General features: G+C 58.4%; 22 protein-coding genes. 15 read left to right on the forward strand and 7 right to left on the reverse strand.

What is annotated here, in order from left to right; genetic code table 11:
• Positions 1–5: 5 nt before the first annotated feature.
• Genes JOE33_RS00105 through JOE33_RS00115 form a run of 3 tightly spaced genes read left to right on the forward strand, consistent with a single transcriptional unit; the run spans position 6 to position 2378 of the window.
• Complete coding sequence (locus JOE33_RS00105) at positions 6–746, forward strand: amino acid ABC transporter permease (protein ID WP_187625774.1); 741 nt, start codon at positions 6–8, stop codon at positions 744–746.
• A gap of 19 nt (positions 747–765) precedes the next feature.
• The gene (locus JOE33_RS00110; protein ID WP_170963801.1) at positions 766–1494 is read left to right on the forward strand and encodes an amino acid ABC transporter ATP-binding protein; all 729 of its coding nucleotides are present in this window, start codon (positions 766–768) and stop codon (positions 1492–1494) included.
• Between the two features lie 50 nt (positions 1495–1544).
• Positions 1545–2378, forward strand: coding sequence for an ABC transporter substrate-binding protein (locus tag JOE33_RS00115; RefSeq protein WP_122694122.1), 834 nt, complete (start codon positions 1545–1547; stop codon positions 2376–2378).
• Between the two features lie 69 nt (positions 2379–2447).
• Here the strand turns inward: JOE33_RS00115 and JOE33_RS00120 are convergent, their stop codons facing one another.
• Both JOE33_RS00120 and JOE33_RS00125 read right to left on the reverse strand, forming a co-directional pair.
• Positions 2448–3722 (reverse strand): glucarate dehydratase family protein, encoded by a 1275-nt coding sequence (locus JOE33_RS00120; protein WP_010432743.1) that lies wholly within the window; start codon positions 3720–3722, stop codon positions 2448–2450.
• Positions 3723–3740: 18 nt separating this feature from the next.
• Positions 3741–5084, reverse strand: a complete 1344-nt coding sequence (locus JOE33_RS00125; protein WP_338125260.1) for an MFS transporter — start codon at positions 5082–5084, stop codon at positions 3741–3743.
• Between the two features lie 139 nt (positions 5085–5223).
• On the opposite strand from JOE33_RS00125, the gene JOE33_RS00130 reads away from it, so the two are divergent.
• Entirely contained in the window at positions 5224–6123 is a 900-nt protein-coding gene (locus JOE33_RS00130) for a LysR substrate-binding domain-containing protein (RefSeq protein WP_187625772.1), read from the forward strand.
• Positions 6124–6261: 138 nt separating this feature from the next.
• Entirely contained in the window at positions 6262–6945 is a 684-nt protein-coding gene (locus JOE33_RS00135) for an ATPase (protein ID WP_187625771.1), read from the forward strand.
• Positions 6946–6995: 50 nt separating this feature from the next.
• Here the strand turns inward: JOE33_RS00135 and JOE33_RS00140 are convergent, their stop codons facing one another.
• Complete coding sequence (locus tag JOE33_RS00140) at positions 6996–7988, reverse strand: nucleoside hydrolase (RefSeq protein WP_032614048.1); 993 nt, start codon at positions 7986–7988, stop codon at positions 6996–6998.
• A gap of 250 nt (positions 7989–8238) precedes the next feature.
• Between JOE33_RS00140 and JOE33_RS00145 the strand changes: the two genes are divergently transcribed.
• Both JOE33_RS00145 and JOE33_RS00150 read left to right on the forward strand, forming a co-directional pair.
• Entirely contained in the window at positions 8239–10209 is a 1971-nt protein-coding gene (locus tag JOE33_RS00145; protein ID WP_032614047.1) for an EAL domain-containing protein, read from the forward strand.
• Between the two features lie 75 nt (positions 10210–10284).
• Complete coding sequence (locus JOE33_RS00150) at positions 10285–10995, forward strand: GntR family transcriptional regulator (protein ID WP_122529529.1); 711 nt, start codon at positions 10285–10287, stop codon at positions 10993–10995.
• Here the strand turns inward: JOE33_RS00150 and JOE33_RS00155 are convergent, their stop codons facing one another.
• From JOE33_RS00155 to JOE33_RS00165, 3 genes are all read right to left on the reverse strand, one after another.
• Positions 10996–11946: a PDR/VanB family oxidoreductase gene (locus tag JOE33_RS00155; RefSeq protein WP_122529528.1), complete on the reverse strand. Its 951-nt coding sequence runs from the start codon at positions 11944–11946 to the stop codon at positions 10996–10998. It lies immediately after the preceding gene.
• 73 nt (positions 11947–12019) lie between these two features.
• On the reverse strand, positions 12020–13084 hold the full coding sequence (locus JOE33_RS00160) for an aromatic ring-hydroxylating dioxygenase subunit alpha (RefSeq protein ID WP_096130164.1): 1065 nt from the start codon (positions 13082–13084) through the stop codon (positions 12020–12022).
• Positions 13085–13229: 145 nt separating this feature from the next.
• Complete coding sequence (locus JOE33_RS00165; RefSeq protein ID WP_187625770.1) at positions 13230–14117, reverse strand: LysR family transcriptional regulator; 888 nt, start codon at positions 14115–14117, stop codon at positions 13230–13232.
• A gap of 130 nt (positions 14118–14247) precedes the next feature.
• Between JOE33_RS00165 and JOE33_RS00170 the strand changes: the two genes are divergently transcribed.
• Complete coding sequence (locus tag JOE33_RS00170) at positions 14248–14997, forward strand: gamma-glutamyl-gamma-aminobutyrate hydrolase family protein (protein WP_187625769.1); 750 nt, start codon at positions 14248–14250, stop codon at positions 14995–14997.
• A gap of 127 nt (positions 14998–15124) precedes the next feature.
• Positions 15125–15673: a cupin domain-containing protein gene (locus JOE33_RS00175; RefSeq protein WP_003344936.1), complete on the forward strand. Its 549-nt coding sequence runs from the start codon at positions 15125–15127 to the stop codon at positions 15671–15673.
• 72 nt (positions 15674–15745) lie between these two features.
• Here the strand turns inward: JOE33_RS00175 and galE are convergent, their stop codons facing one another.
• Complete coding sequence (galE, locus tag JOE33_RS00180; RefSeq protein WP_122529526.1) at positions 15746–16774, reverse strand: UDP-glucose 4-epimerase GalE; 1029 nt, start codon at positions 16772–16774, stop codon at positions 15746–15748.
• A gap of 432 nt (positions 16775–17206) precedes the next feature.
• On the opposite strand from galE, the gene JOE33_RS00185 reads away from it, so the two are divergent.
• The 6 genes from JOE33_RS00185 (at position 17207) to JOE33_RS00210 (ending at position 25654) form a co-directional block, all read left to right on the forward strand.
• The gene (locus JOE33_RS00185; protein WP_209924002.1) at positions 17207–18391 is read left to right on the forward strand and encodes a glycosyltransferase family 1 protein; all 1185 of its coding nucleotides are present in this window, start codon (positions 17207–17209) and stop codon (positions 18389–18391) included.
• A complete protein-coding gene (glf, locus tag JOE33_RS00190) occupies positions 18379–19560 on the forward strand; it encodes a UDP-galactopyranose mutase (protein WP_122529524.1) in 1182 nt (393 codons plus the stop codon). Before JOE33_RS00185 ends, glf begins: the two co-directional genes overlap by 13 nt.
• A gap of 2 nt (positions 19561–19562) precedes the next feature.
• Positions 19563–20705 (forward strand): family 1 glycosylhydrolase, encoded by a 1143-nt coding sequence (locus tag JOE33_RS00195; protein ID WP_122529523.1) that lies wholly within the window; start codon positions 19563–19565, stop codon positions 20703–20705.
• A 144-nt stretch (positions 20706–20849) separates the two neighbouring features.
• Entirely contained in the window at positions 20850–22454 is a 1605-nt protein-coding gene (locus tag JOE33_RS00200; RefSeq protein ID WP_096138951.1) for a hybrid sensor histidine kinase/response regulator, read from the forward strand.
• 461 nt (positions 22455–22915) lie between these two features.
• Positions 22916–23935 carry a hypothetical protein gene (locus JOE33_RS00205; protein WP_032614037.1) on the forward strand — a complete coding sequence of 340 codons (1020 nt, stop codon included), beginning with the start codon at positions 22916–22918 and terminating at the stop codon, positions 23933–23935.
• A gap of 237 nt (positions 23936–24172) precedes the next feature.
• A complete protein-coding gene (locus tag JOE33_RS00210) occupies positions 24173–25654 on the forward strand; it encodes a phospholipid carrier-dependent glycosyltransferase (protein WP_187625797.1) in 1482 nt (493 codons plus the stop codon).
• The last annotated feature ends 22 nt before the right edge of the window (positions 25655–25676 follow it).

Here is a 25676-nt window from a genome sequence, read left to right on the forward strand (position 1 = left end):
CGGCGATGTTCGATGTATTCACGATTGTTCGCGATAACTGGACTTTGCTGCTGATCGGTCAATACCCACACGGCCCGATGGGCGGCCTGATATCGACGCTGATGCTGGCGGCGCTGGCCCTCTTGCTGGCCTTTCCGCTGGGGCTGCTGCTATCGCTGGCGCGGGTTTCGCCGTGGCGCTGGCTGCGCTACCCGGCGACGGTCTGGGTCTATGTGATGCGCGGCATCCCGCTGCTGATGGTGATTTTCTGGACCTACTTTCTGGTCCCCTTGCTGATCGGCCATAACATCACCGGCTTCACCACCATGCTCTGCACGCTGGTGGTCTATCAGAGCGCCTATCTGTGCGAAATCATCCGTGGCGCTATCCAGGCGCTGCCTCCCGGTCAGTACGAAGCCGCCCGCGCACTGGGCATGGGCTACATGCGCACCACGGTCTGGGTGATCCTGCCGCAGGCGCTGTACAACGCCTTGCCGAGCCTGATCAGCCAGTTCATTTCGATCATCAAGGAAACGTCGCTGGGCTACGTGATCAACGTCCAGGAAGTGACCTTCGCCGCCAATCAGATCAATAACCAGCTGCTGACCAAGCCGTTCCAGGTGTTCTTCATCCTGGCGATCACTTACTACGTGCTGTGCTACGGCCTGACCCGTCTCGCCGCCGTGGTGGAGCAGCATATTGCCCGCAAACGCGAAGGCGATGTATCGCCTGTACCCGTTTCCCGGCCTTTGACTACCGATAACTGAGGGTTGCCCAATGCATCCGATGATCATGTTTTCCAGGATCAACAAATGGTATGGCGAGTATCAGGCCCTGACCGACATCACCGCCGAAGTGCAGCGCGGCGAAGTGGTGGTGCTGTGCGGGCCTTCAGGCTCGGGCAAGTCGACGCTGATCAGAACCGTCAATCGTCTTGAGGACGTGCAGCAAGGCCAGATCCTGTTTGATGGCCGTGACGTGAATGGCACCGACGCCAACGTCAACCGGCTGCGCAGCCGAGTGGGTTTCGTGTTCCAGAGCTTCAATCTGTTTCCGCATTTGTCGGTGCTCGACAACATCATCCTGACCCCGACCAAGGTGCGCGGCCTGAAGAGCAGCGAAGCACGCGCCCGCGCCATGGAATTGCTGGATCGGGTAGGGCTGGCACACAAGGCCGGTGCCTATCCCGCGCAGTTGTCCGGTGGCCAGCAGCAGCGTGTGGCGATTGCCCGCGCGCTGGCCATGGAGCCGCCCGTCATGCTGTTTGACGAGCCCACCAGCGCACTCGACCCGGAGATGGTCGGCGAGGTGCTCGGCGTCATGAAGGGCCTGGCCAAAGAGGGTATGACCATGATGTGCGTCACCCACGAAATGAATTTTGCCCGGGAAGTGGCCGATACCATCTGGTTCATGGACGCGGGGCAGATCCTCGAAAAATCCAGCCCTGAGGTGTTCTTTCAGCAACCGAGCCATCCGCGTGCCCAGCGCTTCATTGCCGACCTGCGCAGCCATTGAGCGCAGGCACTGATTTCAGCGAATCACTTATTCATTTCAGGAGTCTCACCATGCGTATCAAGTCTGTACTGGCTGCCCTGGCGTTGTCGCCGTTGACTGTTTCGGTGGTCCATGCCGATCAGCTCAGCGATGTGATGAGCAAGAAAAGCCTCAGCTGTGGCGTTTATGCCGACGTTCCGCCGTTCTCGGCACCGGACCCTGAAACCCGCGAACTGGTGGGCATGGACGTCGACCTGTGCAAAGCCCTCGCCAAACATATGGGCGTGGAGCTGGAGCTCAAGCCGCTGTCGGTCGAAGCACGTATCCCGGAAGTCAAAATGGGCCGCGTGGACGTGATTTTCGCCAACCTGGCTTACACCAAGAGCCGTGCCGACCAGATCCAGTTCAGCGACCCTTACTACATCGCCAAGGAAACACTGGTGGTTCGTGCGGCGAATGCCGATCAACCGAAATCGTTCTTCAAGGGTAAACGCATCAGTTCGACCAAAGGTTCTACGTCCGAGCAGTCGATCCGCCTGGCTGACGCAACGCCAGTGACCTTCCAGGACACCGGCTCTGCCTACATGGCACTGCAACAGAACAAGGTGGTGGGCCTGGTGACCAACACCATGACTGCGATCAAGCTGGTCGGGCAGGCCAAGGCCGGCGGCGTGGAATTGGCAATCGCCAAGGAGCCGATGGCGCTTGAGCCCATTGGTGCCGGCATGCGCCAGGGCGAGCCGGCTTTTCTGGCAAAGGTCAACGAATCGCTGCGCGAAATGGAAGCCGCAGGCGAAATCGATGCGATCTGGGCGCACTGGATCGGCCCGAATACCGAATACAAGATGGTTCGCGAAGACAAGGTGCAAAGCCTCAGCGAATTGAAGTTTGATCCGTTGCCTTGATCAAGGAATAAAGTTTCTCAAGCTGGACGGACTCTGTGCCTGTCCAGCCCATTTCTCGCTGGCAGACGCTCAATACCTCGGTTTGACCGCCTTCCATTCCGGCTTGTACTTCTGCATCTGCTTCACATCATCGCGTTGCCGAATGCCACAACTGTGGTACTGATCGTTGAGCTTGCCGAGCTGGTCGTAGTCCAGTTCCAGCCCTAGGCCTGGGGCGCGGGTGATGCTGACGCAGCCATCGACAATCGGCAGTTTGCCGCCCTTGATGACTTCCTCGTCCGGTTCCTGCCACGGGTAGTGCGTGTCGCAGGCATAGTCCAGATTGGGCACCGCCGCTGCGACGTGGGCCATGGCCATGAGGCTGATACCCAGATGCGAGTTGGAGTGCATCGACACGCCCAGGCCAAAGGTGTCGCACATCTTCGCCAGCGCCTGCGTGTCACGCAGGCCACCCCAGTAATGGTGGTCGGCGAGCACGATCTGCACGCTGTCTAGGGCCACGCTGCGGCGGAACTCGTCGAAATCGGTCACCACCATGTTGGTCGCCAGCGGCAGGCCGGTGCGTTTATGCAATTCGGACATGCCGTCCAGGCCCGGCGTCGGGTCTTCGTAATATTGCAGATCATCGCCCAGCAGTTCGGCCATGCGAATCGAGGTCTCGAGTGACCAGTTGCCGTTGGGGTCGATGCGCAGAGGATAACCGGGGAAGGCTTTTTTCAGTGCCTTTATGCACGACACCTCGTGTTCCGGCTGCAGCGCACCGGCCTTGAGCTTGATGCTTTTGAAGCCATAGGCGTCGATCATGCGCCGGGCCTGGGCGACGATCTGCTCTTCGCTGAGCGCTTCACCCCAGCTGTCGGGCGCGTAGGGCGCATCGGCATGCTGCGCGTATTTGAAGAACAGGTAGGCGCTGAAGGGTATCTGGTCACGAATGGCACCGCCGAGCAGGTCCACCAGTGGCAGGTTCATGGAACGCGCCTGCAGGTCCAGAAACGCCACTTCGAACGCAGAATAAGCATTGCTTACCGCCTTGCTGGCGTGTGAGCCCGGCGCCAGTTCGGCACCGGCCAGGCTGGCAGGCTTATGCGCCGCCACGGTCGCCTGAACGATGCTGCGCAGCTGATTGAGGTTGAACGGGTCGAGCCCGATCAGCTGGTTCTGTACCTGTTGCTGAATCGCCAGTGCCGGGGCATCACCGTAGCTTTCACCGAGGCCGATATAACCGTTGTCGCTTTCCACCTCGATGATCGAGCGCAGGGCAAAAGGTTCGTGAATACCACTGGCGTTAAGCAGTGGCGGGTCGCGAAAGGCGATAGGGGTTACGGTCACACGTATGATTTTCAAAAGGCGGTCTCCCGGAAGTCAGGGTTTGAGGCTGGAAGGGGTGCTGTTGACGGCAGGGCTGAGCGGTGTGGGCCGTTCAGCCGTGGACGGGCGGCCGCGGTCACCGCGTGGTGTGGTGCGGGCAAAGAAGATCACCACGGCAGCCAGCAGCGAGGTGCCGGCCAGTCCATACAGGCCGCCTTGAATCGAACCGGTGGTCTGCTCCAGAAAGCCGAATGTGGTGGGCGCGACGAAACCGCCCAGGTTGCCGATGGAGTTGATCAGCGCAATGACAGCAGCGGCAATGCGGGCGTCCAGATAGCCCTGAGGGATCGGCCAGAACAGCGCAGACGCGGCTTTGAAACCGATTGCCGCAAAGCAGATGGCGACAAAGGCGAACACCGGACCGCCCACGGTCGACATGAACATGCCGGCGGCGGCGATGACCAGCGTGACGGCCACCCAGGCCTGCTGGTGCTTGAAGCGTGCGGCCAGTGCTGCGAAGCCGTACATGGCCACGATGGAGATGATCCACGGGATTGAATTGAACAGCCCGACCTCGAAATCGCTGAAGCTGCCCATCTTGCGGATCATGCTCGGCAACCAGAAGGTGGCGCCGTAGATGGTCAGGGCCACGGAAAAGTAGATGAAGCAGAACAGCAGGATCTGCCGGTCCGCCAACAGGCGCAACACCGATGGCCTGACGGTTTGTGAGGCTTCGCGCAGCCGTTGCTCTTCGGCGATGGCGGTGCTGAGCGCGTTTTTTTCCTCTTCACTGAGCCAGCGGGCTTCGTGAGGATGTGATTGCAGCCAGAACCAGACAAAACCGCAGAGCACGATCGACGCGAAGCCTTCGATCAGGAACATCCATTGCCAGCCATGCAGGTTCAGGCCCTCGATGCCGAGCAGGGCGCCGGACACCGGTCCGGAAATCACCGACGCTATCGCCGAGCCGCTGAGAAACAGCGCCATGGCCTTGCCACGGTCACTGGAGGGCAGCCACTGGGTGAAGTAATAGATGATACCGGGGAAGAAGCCGGCTTCGGCGGCACCCAGAATGAAGCGCAGCACGTAGAAGCTGGTTTCCCCCTGAACGAACGCCATCGCCATGGCGGCCGCGCCCCAGGTGAACATGATGCGGGTCAGCCAGGCGCGGGCGCCGTAGCGCTGCAACAGCATGTTGGAAGGGACTTCGAACAGCGCGTAACCGACAAAGAACAATCCGGCACCCAGCCCGTAGGCCGCTGCGCCGATGCCCAGATCGGTTTCCAGATGGCTGCGTACAAAACCGATGTTGACCCGGTCGATGTAATTGACGATGAACATCACCACGAACAGCGGCAGCACGTGGCGTTTCACCTTGGCGGCCGCACGGGCAAGCACCGTGGCGTCCGTAGTACCAGGGACGGTATTCAAGAGGCGACTCCCATTCATTGTTTTTTTGGGGATCAGTCGATCATGGGGGCGTGTATTATTCCCGTCCAATCCAGTTAGTGACTTGATTGATACCGGGAGTGGATCAATGTTCGAGCTTTCCCAACTGCGTTGTTTCACCACGGTGGCCACGGAGCTGAATTTTCGCCGTGCCGCCGAACGGCTCAACATGACGCAGCCGCCGTTGAGTCGGCAGATTCAGATACTGGAGCACAATCTGGGCGTCGAGCTGTTCACCCGCAGTACCCGCAGTGTGGCCCTGACTGCGGCGGGCAGGGCTTTTTTCATCGAGGCGCAGACCTTGCTGGAGCGCGCGCAGCAGGCAGCCATTTCGGCGCGGCGCTTTGCCGAAGGTGATATCGGCTCGGTGACCATCAGTTTTGTCGGCAGCGCGGTGTATGAGTTTCTGCCCAGCGTGATCGCCGAGGCGCGCCTCAAGCAGCCGCAGGTGAAGATTTCCCTGACAGAAATGAATACTTATCAGCAGCACGAAGCACTCAGGGCACGGCGCATTGACCTGGGCATCGTGCGGGCGCCGCTGTTTCAGCCGGGTTACGAGAGCGAATGCCTGGTACGCGAGCCTTTCGTGCTGGCCGTGCCGAGCAATCATCGGTTGGCACATGCCGATTCGGTCGCGGTGGCCGATCTGGATGGCGCACCGTTCCTGATGTATTCGCATTCGGCGTATCCACCGTTCAACGAACTGCTGACCGGTATGTTTCGTTCCGCACGAGTTGCGCCGGAGTATGTCCAATGGCTTGGATCGTCACTGACTATCCTGGCGCTGGTCAACGCCGGGATGGGGCTGGCATTGGTACCGCGTTGTGCGACCAATGTGGTGTTCAAGGACGTCGTGTTTCGTGACATTGATCTGGGCGAGGGCGTGCAGAGCGAGTTGCACCTGGTCTGGCGCACCGACAATGACAACCCGGCGTGCCGGATGCTGCTCGAGGCCATTCGTACGGCCGTCAGGGCGGATGAACATTGAAGCGAAAAACCTTGCAACCTTATGGCATCAACTATCATTCATTCAGTCGATAGTCATCATCAAGCAAGGCAAGTTCTGTTTTTCCGGCAAAGGAGGAGGATGGCGTCATAGCCACCTGCTCCAAAGGGAGACGACGCGATGAGAATGTTCAATCTGTTGACGTTTGCTGCCGTGTTCAGCACCAGCATTGTGTTCACTGCGCCCGTCAATGCTGCCATCGCTCCGGTCTCCGAACAGTCCTGTCATTTCATGCCCGTCGTCGACAGTGCCGCCAGCCTGCAACACACGCAGTCGGTGGGCGTGCTGTACAGCGAAGACACGCTCAGCAACCTTCAGTATTTGAACAACTACCATTCGGTGGCGCTCAGAAGCGGCCGGAATGGCGCGCTCGATGCGCGTATCCGCAACGCATTCATCAACAGCTCGGACCCTGCACTGGCGACCGACTGGCTGGTGGGCTCCTTAAAGAAAGAGTTCGCCTCGGTGACCGTTTACGACAATCTCGATGCGCTTATGCAGGCGCGGCCGGACGTGGTGGTCATGCTCGACACCTATAACCGGCTGGTGAGCAAGCGCAACAGTCAGGTCGAGGCGCGTTTCATGGCGCGCTTTTATGACAACAACCTGCAATATATCGGTAAGGCCGAAGGTGAAGTTGTCCGGGAAATGACCTCGGTCTGGGTGCAAGGCAAGGCCGCTCCGGAGATCGCCGCACAGATCGATCAGCAGCGTGACCTGCAGGTGAATGCCTTGAAACAGTTCGACGCCTCGCTCAAGGCCCTGGTCATCCAGGCCGACCGGGCGCAGGTGGCGGCGAACTGATGAAGACTGCGCCAGGCGGAGAGGGCGCGGCGCAGCACTTCACACCGGCCTTAGCTGTTGATCACCTGGGCGAAGTTGTTGCTGAACGCGAACTGCGAGACACCCAGCACCGAAGCAATCATTCGTGAACCGCTGCCTTGCACCTGTATCTGACCACAGTGGTTGTCCTTAGGCGTGAGGTCGGTGTTGACCGACAGAAACTGCTCATCGACTTTCGTCGCTTCAATACCGCACGCCATCAGCATGGTCGCCAGCGGATCGAAGATCGGCACGGGAAGCCCTTCGGCATGTGTTCCGGATTTGTGTTCGAGCACCTGCCTGACCAGGGTGGCGACAGGGTCGGTGGCGGTGATCAACTGCGAGTAGCTGGCGTCGAGGATGATCTGGTTGCAGACGTCCAGCGGTACCAGGGTCAATGGCAGGCTTGACTGGAAAACGTTGTTGGCCGCGACAGGGTCCACGAACACATTCCATTCTGCATAGTGGTTGCTGCTGTAGGCCTCTCCCTGATCCCATGCTATTTGCGCGTTGTTCAACGCGGCGACGTTGCCGTCGACGTAGACAGCGCCGGCCATGGCGACAATCTGCTCGAGCATTTTGAAGTCGGCTGGCTGGCCGCTCAGCGCGAGCATCTTCGCGATGTTGGTAAAGCCCCCCAGTGACAGCAGCGTGATGGGGTCCTGGCTGTTTTTCACCGTCTGGTACATGAACTCCCAGGCGGGCAGGCTCGACAGTTCCGGCAGCGCGGCAGGGTTCAGTGTCCCCAGCAGCCCCATGATGTCGTTCATATCGTTTTTGAAGGGTTGCGGGAAGCGGTTGTCGTACTCAAGTGGCTGATCGGTGCCCTTTGCCACGACGGTGCCGAGTCGGTTGCCGATGCCCAGCAGATGCTGCGCGATGATGACACCCCAACCGAGGTCCGTTTCGCCGCATCCGGTTACGGTAATGCCGAGGATGTCGATGTCCGGTCGTTTCATCAGGTAGGCGATCGACAGGACGTCATCCCAGCCCATGTCCGTATCGATAATGACTTTCCTGTTCATGTAATGCTTCCTGCTCATTGGGGACGTTTAAGAAGGGGGGGCTGCAAGCGTCGCTGTTTTACCCGAGTGTGCGCTTGAAAAGGCTATCACCGGGTTATTTCAATTAAACCGATGCACGGCCTGGTTTTACCGTAAAGAATTAATCACATCTGCCGAGAGCCTGACAAGCGAGCCGACAATTAGCAGTCCGGTTCGCATGGTGAGCAGCAAGCCACGTGTGCTTTGACTGTGGTAACAGAGAAGCCTTGCGATGCTGAAAAAATTATCGGGTGCCTTGCGTGCCCTGATGTCTGTGCCTGCTGATAACCCCAGGTTGTTGCAGGCCCAATACGTTGCGTTGTCCCGACAACTGCCGTTGATGTACTTCGTGCTGCTGGTCAATACCTGGGCGTTGGCGTTCACCCATTGGCTAATCGCTCCGGTGTGGCTGACGCTGCTGGTCCCTGCGCTGCTCACGGTTATCTGTGGCGTCCGGGCACGCAAATGGTTGCGCACGGTAAACCGGCCGCCACCCGCTCCGGCGATCATTCTGGCCACGCTGCGCGGTACGCATGGCCTGGCGGGCGTGATAGCGGCCGGGTTTGCTGCCTGGTCGCTGTCGCTTTATCCCTATGGCGATGCTTATTCCCAGGCGCATGTCGCGTTTTTCATGGGCATTACGGTGATTGTCTGCATCTTCTGCATGATGCACTTGCGGCCTGCAGCGCTGACCACCGCGCTGGTCGTCAACACCGCCTTCGTTATTTTCTTCGCATCCACTTACAACATTACCTTTATCGCCACAGCGGTGAATATCGTACTGGTGTCGATCGGCATGCTGATCATTCTTCATTACCAGTACCGCGATTTCACCAGCCTGGTAAATGTGCAGGTAAAGACCGAGCAACTGAGTAACGAGAACCTGCTGCTGGCCAATCAGGACAGCCTGACGGGCCTGCCCAATCGTCGGCAGTTCTTTCAGACGCTGGACGCCGCGATGATTGAGGCAATGGCGCAGCGCAGCGGGCTGGCAGTGGGCGTGTTGGACCTGGACGGATTCAAGCCGGTCAATGACCTTTATGGGCACCGCATAGGCGACCGTCTGCTGATGCTGGTTGCCGAACGCCTGACCAGCGCCTCGAGCGACAAGGTGCATGTGTCGCGACTGGGCGGCGACGAGTTCGCGCTAGTCATCAAGGGTGACATGGACAGCGACGCGTTGCTGACGTTCGGCAAGCACCTGTGTGACCTCATGCACGAAAGTTTCGAGCTGTCGGACATGCCGATCCAGATTGGCGCAACACTGGGCCTGGCGACGTACCCGGCCACGGCGGATAACGCGACCCAGTTATTCGAGTTCGCCGACTACGCGCTGTATCAGGGCAAAAACCATAACCCCGGCACGACCTGCCTGTTCTCCGCCACCCACCGTGAGCAATTGCACGCCGACGGTGTTACCGAACAGGCCTTGCGGCGCGCCGATCTGGAAACCGAGTTCCACGTGTTGTTTCAGCCGATCATTGAAAGCTGCACGCGCGAAACGGTGGCTTTCGAGGCACTGGCGCGCTGGAACAGCCCGGAACTGGGGGCTGTTTCGCCGGCGCATTTCATTCCGATCGCCGAGCGCATCGGCATGATCAACAAGCTCACCGTGCCCTTGTTGGCCCAGGCGCTAAGCATGGCCCTGTCATGGCCTGCGCCTATCAGGCTGTCGTTCAATCTGTCCGCTCATGACTGTGCGTCCTGCGAAAGTGTCAGCAGAATTGTCGAGATCATCAAACACAGCGGTTTCGATGCGTCGCGGCTCGATCTGGAAATCACCGAAACGGCGGTCATGCAGGATATCGCCCAGGTGCAGCAGGCCATTACCCAGTTCCGTAAGCTGGGTTGCGGTATCTCGCTGGATGACTTCGGGACCGGTTTCTCCAGCCTCAGTCAATTGCACGCGCTGGCGCTGACCAAGCTGAAGATCGACCGCAGCTTTGTCACCGGTGTGCACCACAACCCGGCCAGTTACAAGATCGTCAAATCGCTGGTTGCCTTGAGCCTGGACATGTCCCTGGGTTGCGTGATCGAAGGCGTCGAAACACAGGATGAGTTGACTGCGCTGACCACCCTGGGTTGTACGATGGTGCAGGGCTACTTCTACAGCCCGCCGATCAGTTTTGCAGAGACGCTGACGTGGATTGAAATACCCGATGAAGAACGCACCTTCGGTTACGCCACCTCGTGCCCCCTCTGATCGATTTCATGTGAGCGATTTACTTGGGCGTGCGTGGGGTAAGATGCTTGCCTTGATCCCCACGGAAGCCTTTTGATGAGCAAACCCGGGCAGACCGTCCTTGTTTCGTTGCGCAAGATGATTGCATCAGGCGAGCTGCCTGCGGGCGAGCGCTTGATGGAAGTGCCGACCGCCGAGCTGTTCGGCGTTTCCCGCATGCCGGTGCGCATGGCGTTTCGAACGCTGGAGCAGGAGGGGCTGCTGGTACCCTTTGGTGGGCGCGGGTTTCAGGTGCGTTCGATCAGCCCGATGGAAATCGCCGGCGCGGTGGATGTACGCGGTGTCCTGGAGGGGCTTGCCGCGCGGCAGATGGCCGAGCGCGGCCTGACCCAGGAGGCGCGCGACGAGCTTGAGGCCTGTCTGGTGCAGGGTGACGCGCTGTTCGAGAAAGGCCATGTCACTGAAGATGACCTTGAGCTCTATCACGACATGAACATGCGTCTGCATCGCGTGATCGTCGAGGGCAGCGGCAATCGCGCCATCGCCGACGCACTGTCGCGTAACGACCATTTGCCTTTTGCGTCGGTGAACGCGCTGGCCGTGGATCGCGACAACCTGATTCGCGAATACCGGCGTTTCAATTTCGCGCACATGCAGCATCACGCTGTGGTGGATGCGCTGGTCAACGGGCAGGGCGCCCGCGCCGAGGCCATCATGCGTGAGCATGCCAACGCGACCTTGCGCTACGCCGAAATCTTCGGCGCAGGGCAGAACGAGCGCATGAAGGTCATTCAGCGCCCGGACTGATCAGATGTCGAGCACCAGCACGGGCGTCTTCGAACGTGAGCAGCAGGGCGTGAACTGATCGTTGAGCGCCTGCTCGTCTTCGGTCAGAAACAGATCACGATGATCCGGAATGCCTTTCAGCACCCGTGTCAGGCAGGTGCCACACACACCTTGTTCGCACGACAGCGGAATATCGATGCCGTGGCTTTCTAGCACCTGAGCGACGGTCTTGTTGGCCGGAATGGCAATGATCTGGCCGGTACTGGCGATCTCGATTGAAAAACTGCCGTCGTTGCTGGTGTCTACCGGCTCTGCGGAGAAGTACTCGCGGTGCAGATTGTCCTCGGACCAGCCAGCGGCACGCGCGCTGTCGAGGATGTATTGCATGAAACCGCCTGGCCCGCACACATACAGATGGGTATCGGGCTGGGGGTGGGCGAGCACCTTGGCAGCCTCCAGCGCGGTGTCCGGCTGTTCATCGAAGTGCAGCGTGATGCGTTCGGCAAATGCAGAATGCTTCAGGCGTTCGATAAAGGCGCCGCGCTCGGCGGAACGCACGCAATAGTGCAGCTCGAAATCGGCAGCCTCCAGCGCAAGCTGTTCGGCCATGCAGAGGATGGGCGTAATGCCGATACCGCCGGCGAACAACAGCGTGCGCCGGCTGTTTTCAGCCAGGGGGAACAGGTTGCGCGGTTCGCTGATACGCAGCTGCGCGCCAGGCTGAATCTGCTGATGCAGGCTGCGTGAACCACCACGCGAAGCCGGGTCGTTGAGGACGCCAATCAGGTAGCGATGACGCTCGTTCGGGGCATTGCACAGCGAGTACTGGCGGATCAGCCCGTCAGGCAGGTGCACGTCAATGTGCGCGCCTGCGGTGAACGGCGGCAACAGCTCTCCGTCTGCGCGCACCAGTTCAAAGCTGCAGATATCCAGCGCTTCGTCGTTACGTGATAACACCGTCACGTCGATCATGGTAGGTCCTCGGGTGACCGCGGCACGGGTCACTTCTGATTGTTTTCTTCGTGTTTCGACGGGCAATGGCCGGTCATTTTGTCGCCATCACCGGAATCTGTTCGCCGGGACCGGGCTGCTCGGCAGCGATCAGGCGCTCCAGAATCTTGCGTGACTGCACGCCGCCGGCGTCGATATTCAGCTTGAGCAGGTTGCGATGCGGGTGCTTGAGCAGGTTCTGTTGCTGGCGTTCAAGCATTTCCAGGTCTTCGGTGAAGATCTTGCCCTGGCCTTCGCGGATGCTGGCGGTCAGCTCTTCGTCAGCGGGATTGAAGTTGCGCGCCATACCCCAGAAGTACCAGATGGAAGTGTCGGTCTCGGGGGTGATGAAGTCGACGACGATGCTCGACGCCTTGAACTCTTTAGGCGCGTGATAGCCGCCTTTGCCCGCATGGGCTACGCCGACTTCGATCAGCACATGGCTGGGCGGCGTGAAGCGGCAGATCTGCCAGCGATCGACCGGCACGTCATCGGCCAGGTTGTTGCCGCGCAGTGCCATCTGCCAGAACGGCGGCGGCATGATGTTTTCCATATGCCGGGCGGTGACCACTTCCTCGCCTTCGACCGTTGTGACGGGCGCTGCCTCGTCGATTTCCTTCTGGCCGATGCTGGACGCATGCACGTAGGTTTCGTGGGTGAGGTCCATCAGGTTGTCAATCATCAGGCGGTAATCGCACTGGATATGAAACAGCCCGCCGCCATAGGCCCATTCGTCGCTGACCGCCCACTCAAGGTGGTGGATGAGTGCCGGGTCGGCCTTTTCCCGATCACCTGGCCATACCCAGATGAAGCCATAGCGCTCGACCGCCGCGAAGGTCTTGTTGCAAGGAAAGCCGCGAACACGTTGGCCGGGCATTGAAACAGTCTTGCCATCGCCACCCATGACCAGCCCGTGGTAACCACACACCAGCTGACCGTTCTCGACATAGCCCAGCGAGAGCGGGGCGCCGCGATGCGGGCAGAAGTCTTCGACGGCAACGACCTGCTGGTCCTGGTCGCGATAGAACACCATCTTTTCGTTGCAGATCTGCCGACCCAGGGGCTTGTCGGCGACTTCATCCGCTGTGCAGGCGACGTACCACGCATTTTTCGGGTGCATGATGGTTCTCCACGGTTCGATTATTGATCTTATGGATCCACAGAATGAATCATGTTGTTTCCTTGCGATTATTAATGCCACAGGATCGAGATTAATCCAATGATTAATTTTGTTAACTATTATTTAATGGATCCATAGAGGCTGATCAGTCGGGGTTGGATACCTGCAAAGCAGCTCGCAGGCGCGGTGCGAGTGCCTCCAGCAGGGTCTGCACAGAACGCAGTGCACGGCAGTCGGGGCGCGTCAGCAACCACAGGTCGGTGCGGCATCCTTCCAGTGGACCACTCAGACGCTCGACCGCCCCAAGGCCCTCTACCGTAAAACCGGTCAGCGCCGCCACGCCCAGGCCGGCAGCAACCAACTGCGAGACAGCCGACATGTTGCTGCAGCGGTAGCTCGGCAATACCCCCGGAAACGTCTGTTTGCGCCAGATCACCGAGGTGTGGTCGGGCATCGAGTCGTCCGGGCTGATCCAGGGGATCGAGGCAGGGTTTTGCGTCAAGGCCTCGAGGTATTCGGGGCGACCGCAGACAAAGTAGTCGGCACTGCCCAGGCAGCGCCCGATCAGGTGCTCGGGTGGCGTATTGGTCAGACGCAGGGCGATGTCGGCATCGCGACGGCTGAGGTTGGCAAAGGCGTTGGAGGTGGCCAGCTCCAGCGTAAGGGCAGGGTACTGCGGCATGAAGTCCGCCAGCGCTGGCAATAGCAGGCTGTGCAGTACCGCATCGGTACAGGTCAGGCGTACCGTACCGCTGACGACCTGTTCGCCCTGTTGCAAGGCGATACGCGCTGCGGCAAGTGCTTGTTCAGCACGCTCGGCCTGCTCGGCCATGGCCTGAGCGGTATCGGTCGGTATGTACCCGCGCCGGTTCTTCTCGAACAGCGCTGCACCAAGGGCTGCTTCGAGGCGGCGGATCGAGCGGAATACGGTCGATACATCAACCTGCAACAGGTCGGCGGCGCGGGCCAGCGTGCGGCCACGAACCAGCGCGAGCACCAATGAAAGGTCGGCGTGGGTGATTTCATATTGCATTGGTGCATTGTTCCTTTGCCTGAATGCCTATGTTTGTTGCGCAGATGACTATCCTAGACTGGTTTCATTCCCCCTGGATAGCGTCCAATAATCGGCGTTGACCACTCAGATTTCACACAGGATTCAACCTATGTCGCGACCTCCATTGATTGGTGTCACCGCCTGCCGTCAGCAGTTGGGCAAGTACTCTTCTCACACTGCAGGCGACAAATACGTCGAGGCCGCAGTCTTTGCGGGTATGCCGGTGATTCTGCCTGCACTTGAGGTGCCTTCCGAGCCTGCGCAACTGCTCGCGTCGCTGGATGGCCTGCTGTTTACCGGCTCGCCGTCGAACGTCGAGCCGCGTCACTACAATGGACCGGCGAGCATGGAGGGCACCGCTCATGATGTATTCCGGGATCGCACCACACTGCCGCTGCTCAGGCCTGCCATCGCTCAAGGCGTTCCGGTGTTGTGCATTTGTCGCGGTTTTCAGGAGCTGAATGTCGCGCTGGGTGGCAGCCTGCATCAGCGGGTCCAGGAGCTGCCTGGTTATCTGGATCATCGAGAGCCGCAAAGCGAGGTGCTGGCGGTGCAATACGCGCCAAAGCACGCCGTGCAGGTGCAGCCAGGCGGTTTGCTCGATTCGCTCGGGCTGGCACCGGGGTTCGAGGTCAACAGCCTGCACAGCCAGGGTATCGATCGCCTGGCCTCGGACCTGCGCGCAGAAGCACTGGCCCCCGACGGTCTGGTCGAAGCGGTGTCCATGCCCGGCGCGCCAGGTTTTGTCCTGGGCGTGCAGTGGCACCCGGAATGGGAGTTCATGGACAACCCTGTGTCGCTCAGCCTGTTCAAGGCATTTCGCGAAGCCTGCCAGAGGTATGCGCGCAGCCGCTGCTAGAGCGATGAGCTGCTGAGTGTTGTCGGCAAACGTGATTTAATATCCGGCTTGACGGCCTCGGGTAATGGACGATCCATTGCGCCGGGGCGCAGCTTCATTCACCGGATATCTTGCACATAAGGCCACTATGGATACGGGAGCACGACTCAAACTGGTGCGTGAAAGCTATAAGCTGTCACAGCGTGAGCTCGCCAGACGCAGTGGTGTGACCAATGCCACGATTTCCCTCATCGAACAAAATCGTGTCAGTCCTTCCATCAGCTCGCTGAAAAAGCTGCTGGAGGGGATTCCCATGACACTGGCGGATTTCTTCACGTTCGATCAGCCTCCGGGGCAGGATCAGTACGTGTTCCGAGCCGGTGATCAACCCGATCTGGGGCGCAACGGTGCTCGTCTGTTGCTGGTGGGCGCGACCTTACCGAGCCGGCAGATGCGTTTTCTGCGTGAGCAATACGCACCGGGTGCCGACTCGGGTGATGAACCCATCGTCCACAGCGAGGGCGAGGAGTGCGGTCTGGTGACGCGTGGCACCGTGGAGCTGACCATCGATGGGCAGGTCAACATCCTCGGTCCGGGGGACGGCTATTACTTCCCGACCACATTACCGCATCGCTTCCGCAATATCGGCCAGGACGAAGCCGAGATCATCAGCGCCAACACGCCAGCCAACTTCTAGCATGAGCTTGCTGACGTGCCGTCACGATAACGTGGGGACCGTTGGCACGTCTGGCAGGCGTCTGGATGGCATTCAAATGACCAGCGCTGTCGGCATATAGCCCTGCGGGTTCATGCACTGCCAGCGCCAGGCGTCGGTGAGCATCGAATCAAGGTTGAACCTGGCTCGCCAATCCAGCTCACGCGATGCCTTTCCCGGGTCGGACCAGCATGCTGCAATGTCTCCTGGTCGGCGTGGCTCAAAGATCAACGGCACAGCTTTGCCGGAGATACGCTCGAAAGCCTGCACCACCTCAAGCACTGAATAACCCTGTCCTGTCCCCAGATTCCAGATGGATACGCCACGTTCGTCATGAATTCTGTCCAGCGCCTTCAAGTGTCCCTCGGCCAGATCCATCACATGAAGGTAATCACGCACACCTGTTCCGTCCGGCGTGGGGTAGTCACTGCCGAAAATGTGCAGGGCAGGGCGTAGTCGATTGGCAACCTGCAGCAGGAAGGGCAACAGGTTGCTCGGCGTGTTGCAGGGCGACTCTCCCAGTAGGCCGGACGGATGCGCGCCAATGGGGTTGAAGTAGCGCAGCAGCCCGATGGACCAGCGTGGATCCGAGCGGGCGACGCTTTGCATCACATGCTCGGCCATCAGTTTGGAGTGCCCGTAAGGATTGGTCGGTAAACCCGTTGGGCTGTTCTCATCCAGCGGCATCCGCTCACACTCGCCGTAAACCGTCGCGGATGAGCTGAATAACAGGTCGAATACACCTGCTTCTGCCATTGCCTGACACAAGTTGACGCTGCCGCTCACGTTGGTCTCGAAATAGCGCAGCGGCTCTCGAACGCTTTCGCCCACCGCCTTGAGTCCGGCGCAATGCACCACCGCCTTGACAGGGTGCCGAGCGAACAAGCGGTGCAACGTCGCCTTGCTGCGCACGTCGCCGTGAATGAACGCAACCTGTCGCCCGCAGAGTTCCTCTACCCGTCTTAACGGCTCTCGCGAACTGTTGCACAAATTATCAAGCACTACGACGTCGCGGCCATCTTCGAGCAATTCGAGCGCGATGTGAGCGCCAATGTATCCCGCACCACCGGTAACCAGAATCATGATTGTCCTCCCTGGATTTTCGCCGCTTCGACAAGAAGCGAGCTGACGGCTCGGCGTCGTGACCTTTATCAACAGGACGACAGAGGAGCCTTGCTTGCGAAAATCAGGACCAGACCACCGCGTGGGGAAAACGTACTGCAGGTACAAAAAAAACATTCGCTCAAGACTAGGGGCGCATTCTCTGCGACGAGTTCAATGCTTCATTCCCGACGGCGCATACCCTTTATCGGAATCAATGAACACAGGTGCGCCGGCGTGCTCGAAATTCATGAGCGTCTGCGGGGGCGTTCAATGCGTGTTGTTTCATGCCTGTGGTTGTTCCATGCAGGCGACAGCCGCCAATGTCTATCCTCATCATGAATGCCGTCGAAGTTCAGCCCTTTTTCAGAGCCCTTCAGTTTCATCCAGGACTTTTAATAGAAGGGAAACTCTATGAACGGTGTTCAAACAATTCAATCCGAGACGTCGGCCCTAACCACAGTCGAGTCTGCCGTAAGGCCTTTTCTGCTGTGCCTGTCCCACCTGCGATGGGCGTTTGTATATCAGCGTCCCCAGCACATCATGTCGCGCATGGCGCAGGATTATCAGGTGTTGTTTCTTGAGGAGCCTGTTCTGTCGGACTCCCCTGATATCCGGTTTGAACAGCTGCCGCAAGCGTGCGGTGTTACCGTACTGGTGCCGCACCTGCCCTGGAAGATGCAGCCAGATGAGGTGATCACTGCGCAGCGCACGTTGCTGGATGGTTTTATGGGGGCGCAACAATTTGGGGAACTGCTGCTGTGGTATTTCACCCCGATGAGTCTGGCGTTTACCGATCACCTCAGCGCGCAGGTGACGATCTTCGATTGCATGGACGAATTGTCTGCGTTCAAAGGTGCTCCGCCAGAGCTTATCGAACAGGAAAAAGCGTTGATGAAGCGCGCAGATGTTGTGTTTACTGGCGGCTTCAGCCTATGGGAGACCAAGCGTCTGCAGCATGCAAACGCGCACGCCATGCCCAGCAGTGTCGATGTCGGGCATTTTGCAGCCGCTCGCAGCGTACAGCCCGACCCTGAGGATCAACAGTACATTCCCTATCCGAGACTTGGCTTTTTCGGCGTCATTGACGAACGTTTTGATATCGGGATGATTCAACAGCTGGCCGAGTTGCAGCCGCACTGGCAAATCGTGTTGATCGGCCCCGTAGTGAAGATCGATCCGGCAAGCCTGCCGCATTTGGCCAACGTCCATTATCTAGGTAGCAAGTCCTATGAGGACTTGCCAGCTTATCTGTCTGGCTGGGACGTTGCGTTGATGCCATTTGCGCTGAACGACTCCACACGCTTTATCAGCCCGACCAAGACGCCGGAATACCTGGCCGGTGGCTGCCCTGTGGTATCAACCAGAATTGCCGATGTTGTCAGAACGTATAGCGAGTCGGGTGTCGTCGCCATTGCCGACGATGCCGACGCGTTTGCACGCGCGATTCAAGAGGCACTGGCGTACAAAGGTAGTACCGATTTCCTTCGCAAGGTTGACGCATTGCTGGTCGGCGAGTCCTGGGACAAGACGTGCGCGGCCATGAAGGCGCAAATCCGACTGGTGGCCATCGGGGAGCACAGCGAATGCCTCGGATAAATCTTGAATCAGCCGCGCGTGAAAAGACGCCCTATGACTTTCTGATCGTCGGTGCAGGTTTTGCAGGCAGTGTGTTGGCGGAACGGCTGGCGGCGGGATCGAGTAAGCGCGTTTTGCTGATCGACCGACGTCCACATATCGCGGGTAACGCTTACGATCACCTGGACAGCGCCGGGGTGTTGGTTCATCAATACGGGCCACATATCTTCCACACCAACGCTGAGCGGATTGTGGAATACCTTTCACGATTTACCGAATGGCGCGATTACGAACACCGTGTGCTCGCCAGCGTAGACGACCAACTGCTGCCTGTTCCGATCAACCTCGACACGCTCAACAGCCTGTACGGCTTGCAGATGAATGAACGAGAAGCCGAGACATTTCTTGCCAGCCGTGCCGAGCCCGTCGAGACGATAAGAACCTCCGAAGACGTTGTGATCAATCAGATTGGTCGGGAGCTGTACGAGAAGTTTTTCCGAGGCTACACCCGCAAGCAATGGGGGCTGGACCCATCGCAACTGGACCGCTCGGTCACCGCCCGAGTGCCTACCCGCACTAACTCGGACAGTCGTTACTTCACGGATACTTTTCAGAAAATGCCGCTGCATGGCTACACGCACATGTTTGAACGGATACTCGACCACCCGCTGATTGATATCGTTCTGGGGGTCGATTTTGCCGATGTTCGCAAGGCGGTGAAGTATTCGCATGTGATCTATTGCGGGCCGATCGACGAATACTTCGGTTATTGCTACGGCCGTCTTCCGTATCGGTCGCTGCGTTTCGAGCACACGACCGTTGATCAGGCGCAGTTTCAATCGGTGGCGGTGATCAACTACCCGGATGAGGCGGTCCCCCACACGCGTATTACCGAATACAAGCACCTTACCGGCCAACTGCACGCCAGAACCAGTCTCAGCTATGAGTTTCCAAGTGCCGAGGGCGACCCTTATTACCCCATTCCCCGACCCGAAAATGCCGAGCTGTACAAGCGTTACAAAGCATTGGCCGATCAGTCGGATGAGGTCACGTTCCTTGGGCGGCTTGGCACTTACAAGTATTACAACATGGACCAGGTTGTGGGCCAGGCATTGGCGTTGTACCAGCGGCTGGCCGGCGAGTTCCCTGAGCAGCTTCCGGAACCGATCGAACAGCCTGCGCGAGGTTGAGCATGGGCGGTCTGTTCGACAGTTTTTTCATCGGCGGATTCGAGTGCGCCAGCCACCGACGAGGTGACGGTATGCGACTTGACCTGCTTCACTCCACCGGGCACGACCGCTGGACGCAGGAAGATTTTGCCGCAGTGGCTGAGTGCGGAATGCGTACGGTACGCGACGGTTTACGCTGGCATCTGATTGAAGCTCGTCCAGACTGTTACGACTGGAGCAGTTTTCTGCCCATGCTGCGAGCCGCGCGGCATCAGGGCACCCAGGTGATCTGGGACTTGTGCCATTACGGTTACCCTGATCATCTGGATGTCTGGCGGCCGCAGTTTGTCGAACGCTTTGCGCGTTTTGCCGCTGCGGTGGCTCAGGTCGTAAAAGACGAAGGGGAGACCGCCCCTTTCTATTCACCGATCAATGAGATTTCGTTCTGGAGTTGGGCCGGAGGCGATGTCGCTTATTTCAACCCCGGTAGCCAGCAGCGCGGCATGGAGCTCAAGCATCAACTGGTACGGGCCAGTATCGCGGCAATAGACGCGATACGCACTGTAGAGCCCAACGCGCGTTTTATTCAGGCCGAGCCATTGATTCATGTGGTATCGGCCACGCGAAGCAGCAGAGATATCGCGGCAGCAGAGCGTTACCGGCTGGCGCAGTTCGAAGCCTGGGATCTTTTATCCGGACGGCAATGGCCTGGCTTGGGCGGCCGCCCGGAGTATCTGGATATACTGGGCGTCAACTTTTATCCGCATAATCAATGGCAGCTCAATGGCCATAAACTTACGCATGACGATCCGCAGTACAGGCCTTTTCAAGGCATGTTGAGCGAGCTGCACGGGCGATACGCCAGACCCTTATTGATTTCTGAAACCGGTGCTGAAGACGTTCAGCGTCTGCCCTGGTTCAATTACGTTTGTCTCGAGGTCAGCAAAGCCGTGAGGGCAGGCGTACCTGTGCAAGGCATCTGCTGGTATCCCGTTCTCGACTATCCGGGCTGGGATGACGCCCGCTACTGTCCGGTGGGGCTGCTGGGTTATGCGGACGGGCAGGGCACGCGGGCGATCTTTCACCCTTTGCAAATGGCGTTGCGCGAAAGCGCGCTTGTATTTGCGGCTCTCATTCGAGAAAAGAATGGAAAATCTGCCGTTTGAGTAAGCGCTTCGGGAGTGCGCGACCCTTCAAATGAATATAATTCGATTTTTGTCAGATACTTTAGAACCCTTTTGAGGCTTCACCAGTCCTAGCCATTAGAGAGCATGCGCAATAGCCCAATAAACAGTCGTGGAGTTTCTGGAGTGTCGGAAAATAAAGCCCGAGTCGACAATGCGGCGACGGGAGATATCAAGCATCAGGGAAAGGATATCTTTTTCGCGGCGGTAGAAACGACTCGGATGCCGATGGTCGTGACGGACCCCAATCGCCCGGACAATCCCATCATTTTTGCCAACCGGGCATTTCTGGAAATGACCGGCTATACGTCAGAGGAAATCATCGGTATCAACTGCCGGTTTCTTCAAGGGCCGGACACGGATAGGGCGGCGGTGCAGTCGATTCGCGATGCAATCGAAGAGCGCGTCGATATCTCCACTGAAATTCTCAACTACCGCAAGGACGGTTCCTCGTTCTGGAATGCCCTGTTTATTTCTCCGGTCTATAACGACGCGGGCGAGCTTATTTATTTCTTTGCCTCCCAACTGGACATCAGTCGCCGTCGAGATGCTGAAGAGGCATTGCGTCAGGCACAGAAGATGGAGGCTCTGGGGCAGCTTACCGGTGGCATCGCGCACGACTTCAACAACCTGTTGCAAGTGATGGGCGGTTATATCGATCTGATCGGCAGTGCGGCAGAAAAGCCCACCATCGACGTGCAGCGTGTCCAGCGCAGTGTTCATCACGCCAAGTCTGCCGTCGAACGCGCCAGCACATTGACCAAGCAACTGCTGGCGTTTGCCCGCAAACAGAAACTGCAGGGGCGAGTGCTTAATCTTAATGGCCTGGTTTCCACGACAGAGCCGTTGATCGAGCGTACGTTCGGCCCGGACGTGATTATCGAAACCGATCTGGATCCGGCACTGAAGAACTGCCGTATTGATCCGACCCAGGCAGAAGTTGCCTTGCTGAACATTTTCATCAACGCGCGCGATGCGCTGATTGGCCGGCTCAACCCCAAGATATTCATCGAAACCCGCAATCTGGTCGTCGATGAGCTGGCCAATATGTCCTATGACGGTCTGTTGCCGGGGCGTTATGTTTCTATTGCGGTGACGGACAACGGCATTGGCATGCCTGCGAGTATCCGTGATCGGGTAATGGACCCGTTTTTTACCACCAAGGAAGAAGGCAAGGGCTCCGGGCTCGGTCTTTCGATGGTCTATGGCTTTGCCAAACAGTCGGGTGGCGCGGCGCGTATCTATACCGAAGAAGGTGTCGGCACCACGCTGCGCATGTATTTCCCGGTAGACGAGGCTGTGCTGAGCAAAAACGATCCGCCCAAAGCCTCGGAAAGGCGCATTGGCAGTGCCGAGCGGATTCTGATTGTGGAAGACCGCCCTGACGTGGCCGAGCTGGCCAAGATGGTGCTGGATGATTACGGCTATGTATCGGAAATCGTTCTCAATGCCCGAGAGGCACTTAAGCGCTTCGAGGCCGGCAGTACGTATGACTTGCTGTTCACTGATCTGATCATGCCGGGCGGCATGAACGGGGTGATGCTCGCGCGGGAAGTCAGGCGCAGGTACCCGAAGGTCAAGGTGTTGCTGACCACCGGCTACGCTGAGAGCTCGATCGAGCGAACCGATATTGGCGGCTCCGAGTTCGAGGTGGTGTCCAAGCCTTGCATGCCGCAGGACCTCGCCAGGAAGGTCAGGCAGGTACTCGACGGGCCAAACGGTATCGCTTGACGGCACTGGTAATGAACACATGAAGGCCTGACTGTTTCAGTCGGGCCTTCATGCTGTCTGGCGCACAGTGTATGGCGCTGTCTTCAGGCTGACACCCGGGTGACTGCAGACTTTTATTATGATCCCTCCGTACACCCTATACGGTTGCGTATATCCAGTGAGTAGGGGAATTCAAAAAAGACAGCAGCCGGTTAATTCCCGTCTGTTATTAACGGACATCAGACAACTCCCAATAGTTAGAGCAAACAGCCTAATAAAACGGCGGGTTTGTAAATTGCTTGGAGTATTGGGCAAAGGTTACGTTCCATTGATGTGCGTCACTATCGATACAGTTCTATTGTGCTTTTTCCAGGCTGAAAAAAGTCTATAAAAATTTTAAACTTCTTGAGTGTTGTCCGGGTCATTGATTTGTACGCCACACATGTGTGCGTTTACTGCCAATGACTCAAAGGACTATGACTATGATTCGCGATGACCGTATCGCCCCAGGTGCCCCTGTGTACCACGAAACTCATGCAGCGGGTCCGCTGCTTAAACGAATCTCCTGGAGTGCGATTCTGGCCGGTGTTGTTCTGGCCATGGTTGTTTCGCTGTTGCTGAACCTGTTGGGTACGGCAATCGGAAGTGCCAGTATCGATCCCATGCAGGAAGCCAATCCATTGTCCGGCATTGGCACGGGCGCAGGTATCTGGGTCGTTGTCAGCTCGGTAATCTCGCTGTTCGTCGGCGGCTGGGCCGCTGGACGTCTGGCGCAGCGCGAAGGTGCGTTTCACGGCCTGCTGGTATGGGCAAGCGTCTCGCTGATCACTGTTTATCTGGTCTCCAGCGCAGTGACCGGCGTCGTGCGCGGCGGCCTCAACCTGGCGGGCAGCGGCATGTCGGCACTGGGCAGCGGTATCGCTCAGGTGGCTCCGGCCGTTGGCGGCAAGATTCAGGATCAATTGCGCGCCCAGGGCATTGATTTCAATCTGGACGACATCCAGGGCGAGATCGAAACAGCCATGCGTCAGACCGGCAAGCCCGAGCTGAACCCGGACAACGTCAAGCAGGAAGCCCAGGCGACTCAGCAGGACGCGCAGAACACTGCCAAGCAGAGTGCACAGAATCCTCAGCAAGCTGACGAGCAATTGAGCGGCCTGATGGATCGCATCAAAGCCAAAGGCGACCAGGCATGGGATGCCGCTGACCGTCAGGCGCTGGTCAACCTGATCAAGGCGCGTGGCAACAAGACTGATGCCGAAGCCAACCAGATCGTCGATCAGGCCCAGGCCAGCTACCGTCAGGCTTATGCCAAGTATCAGGAACTGAAAGCTCAGGCTGAACAGAAAGCCCGTGAAGCGGCTGAAGTGACCGCCAAGCGTGTTTCCCAAGGTGCATGGATTCTGCTGATCACTCTGGTGATCTCGGGTCTGGTCGCTGCGGGGGCAGGTGTACTGGGTCGTCGTACTCAGCCGCCAGCCAAGGTTGTTGCTGCGGTCTGAGTCACTGCAAAAAAGCGTGAACTGATGTATCGAACGGGGGGCGATTATCGCTCCCCGTTTTTTTTGTTTTCATATACCCGTGATGAAGTCTGAACAGTGCCTGAACTGTTCAACATGACGGCAGGAATTTCACCCTGAAGGTTTCATGGGGTAACGCATTTTCAACAATAAGCGCCTTATACTTTACCGGTTCGTTTACCTGCCTTTCCCTTCCACGTCGCTGCGGTAATTCCCTTGATAACTTCTCGCGTGCTGGCGCCATTGCTTTTGCTGTTGGGCGCGTTGCTGTTTTTTCTCGCGCTGGGCAATCACCAATTACAAAACTCGACAGAACCCCGCGTGGCGGGCATTGCCATGGAAATGCACCTGAGTGGTAATTGGGTGACTCCGAAACTGAACAATCAACCCTTCCTGGAAAAGCCGCCGTTGAGTGTCTGGCTCGACGCTGCGTCTATCGGGATATTCGGTGCGACTCCCTGGGCGGTCAGGCTTGCGTCCGCCTTCGCGGGACTCTTCAGCGTGTTGCTGCTTTACAGTATGCTGCGTCGTCTCGGGCGACCTGCATCTGTAGCGTGGGTGGCTGCATTCATGCTCGCGACCCAGGCCAGCTTCTGGAGCAATTCGCGGCAGGTGGGTGAGGATGCGTTGCTGGCGCTGGGCGTGAGCATGGCGTTGCTAGGGTTCTTTCAGGCCAGTGAGCGTTTGCGCCGCGACGGATCTTGCGCAGGGTTCTGGTTGCTGTTCGTATCGGGCATCGCAGTGTCGACCCTGAGCAAAGGGGTACTGGGGCTGGCCATGCCTGGCGTAGTGATTTTCGCGTGGCTTGTCTGTGAGTCAGTGCAGCGCAGACGCGTGGTCATTGCCGACTGGCTGCGTCCGGCGATATTCACTGTTGTGGCGCTGATACCGCTGTTTGTCTGGCTTTATCTGCTGTACGGGCAGGGCGGTACGCAGTCGTTGAAGGACGTGCTCTGGACCAACAGCGTCGGACGTTTCAGTGGCTCGTTCGAAGAGGCGGGGCATTACGAGCCTTTCCATTACTACCTGACGAAATTGCCCGAGGCGTTTTTGCCATGGAATGTGCTCGTCTACCTGGGGCTGTGGCATTTCCGCAAACAGCTTCTCGCCAATCGTTACCTGCTGTTTTTCAGCCTGTGGTTGATGGCGCAGTTCCTGCTGTTGTCGCTGGCCTCGAGTAAACGCATGGTTTATCTGATGTCACTGGCCCCGGCGGCGGCAGTTATTGCGGCGGAGTACGCCTTTGTGCTGGGTGAGCAAATCAAGGCCCGCTCGCAAGGCTCTTCTTCTGCGGCGTTCATGGTACGGAACGCAAAGGTGATGACTGTTGCCGGTGCCGTCGTGATCGTGACGGGGTATCTCGGCGCAGCCCTCTGGCTGGCACCGCGGGCAGACCGGCAGTTGTCGTTTCTGCCGCTGACTGACAAGGTCCACGCTCTGCAGGTCCAGGGACGCCATGTCGCCTTGTTTCAGCCCAGTGAACGGCTGGCAGGGGCCTGTGTGTTCTACAGTCAGAGCCTGCTGGACACGTTTACATCCAGCGCTGAACTGAGCACCTTTCTGACCCGTGCCGACGGCAATGTGGCGCTGATGGAAAGCCTGCAGCCCCCCGAACTACCCTTGCGAGTGGTCGACAGCGTCAAGGTCGGCGAGCGTATCTATTATTTCGTCAGTCAGGCTCCGGTGGCTGTCGGCAACTGACGTCCACCGCTTATGCCAACCG

This window comes from Pseudomonas sp. PvP027 (assembly GCF_017833005.1).
GTDB lineage: Bacteria > Pseudomonadota > Gammaproteobacteria > Pseudomonadales > Pseudomonadaceae > Aquipseudomonas > Aquipseudomonas congelans.

Coding starts and splice junctions, on each gene's coding strand:
- JOE33_RS00105 (WP_187625774.1), top strand. CDS start 6: ATGTTCGATGTATTCACGATTGTTCGCGATAACTGGACTTTGCTGCTG.
- JOE33_RS00110 (WP_170963801.1), top strand. CDS start 766: ATGATCATGTTTTCCAGGATCAACAAATGGTATGGCGAGTATCAGGCC.
- JOE33_RS00115 (WP_122694122.1), top strand. CDS start 1,545: ATGCGTATCAAGTCTGTACTGGCTGCCCTGGCGTTGTCGCCGTTGACT.
- JOE33_RS00130 (WP_187625772.1), top strand. CDS start 5,224: ATGTTCGAGCTTTCCCAACTGCGTTGTTTCACCACGGTGGCCACGGAG.
- JOE33_RS00135 (WP_187625771.1), top strand. CDS start 6,262: ATGAGAATGTTCAATCTGTTGACGTTTGCTGCCGTGTTCAGCACCAGC.
- JOE33_RS00140 (WP_032614048.1), bottom strand. CDS start 7,988: ATGAACAGGAAAGTCATTATCGATACGGACATGGGCTGGGATGACGTC.
- JOE33_RS00145 (WP_032614047.1), top strand. CDS start 8,239: ATGCTGAAAAAATTATCGGGTGCCTTGCGTGCCCTGATGTCTGTGCCT.
- JOE33_RS00150 (WP_122529529.1), top strand. CDS start 10,285: ATGAGCAAACCCGGGCAGACCGTCCTTGTTTCGTTGCGCAAGATGATT.
- JOE33_RS00155 (WP_122529528.1), bottom strand. CDS start 11,946: ATGATCGACGTGACGGTGTTATCACGTAACGACGAAGCGCTGGATATC.
- JOE33_RS00160 (WP_096130164.1), bottom strand. CDS start 13,084: ATGCACCCGAAAAATGCGTGGTACGTCGCCTGCACAGCGGATGAAGTC.
- JOE33_RS00165 (WP_187625770.1), bottom strand. CDS start 14,117: ATGCAATATGAAATCACCCACGCCGACCTTTCATTGGTGCTCGCGCTG.
- JOE33_RS00170 (WP_187625769.1), top strand. CDS start 14,248: ATGTCGCGACCTCCATTGATTGGTGTCACCGCCTGCCGTCAGCAGTTG.
- JOE33_RS00175 (WP_003344936.1), top strand. CDS start 15,125: ATGGATACGGGAGCACGACTCAAACTGGTGCGTGAAAGCTATAAGCTG.
- galE (WP_122529526.1), bottom strand. CDS start 16,774: ATGATTCTGGTTACCGGTGGTGCGGGATACATTGGCGCTCACATCGCG.
- JOE33_RS00185 (WP_209924002.1), top strand. CDS start 17,207: ATGAACGGTGTTCAAACAATTCAATCCGAGACGTCGGCCCTAACCACA.
- glf (WP_122529524.1), top strand. CDS start 18,379: ATGCCTCGGATAAATCTTGAATCAGCCGCGCGTGAAAAGACGCCCTAT.
- JOE33_RS00195 (WP_122529523.1), top strand. CDS start 19,563: ATGGGCGGTCTGTTCGACAGTTTTTTCATCGGCGGATTCGAGTGCGCC.
- JOE33_RS00205 (WP_032614037.1), top strand. CDS start 22,916: ATGATTCGCGATGACCGTATCGCCCCAGGTGCCCCTGTGTACCACGAA.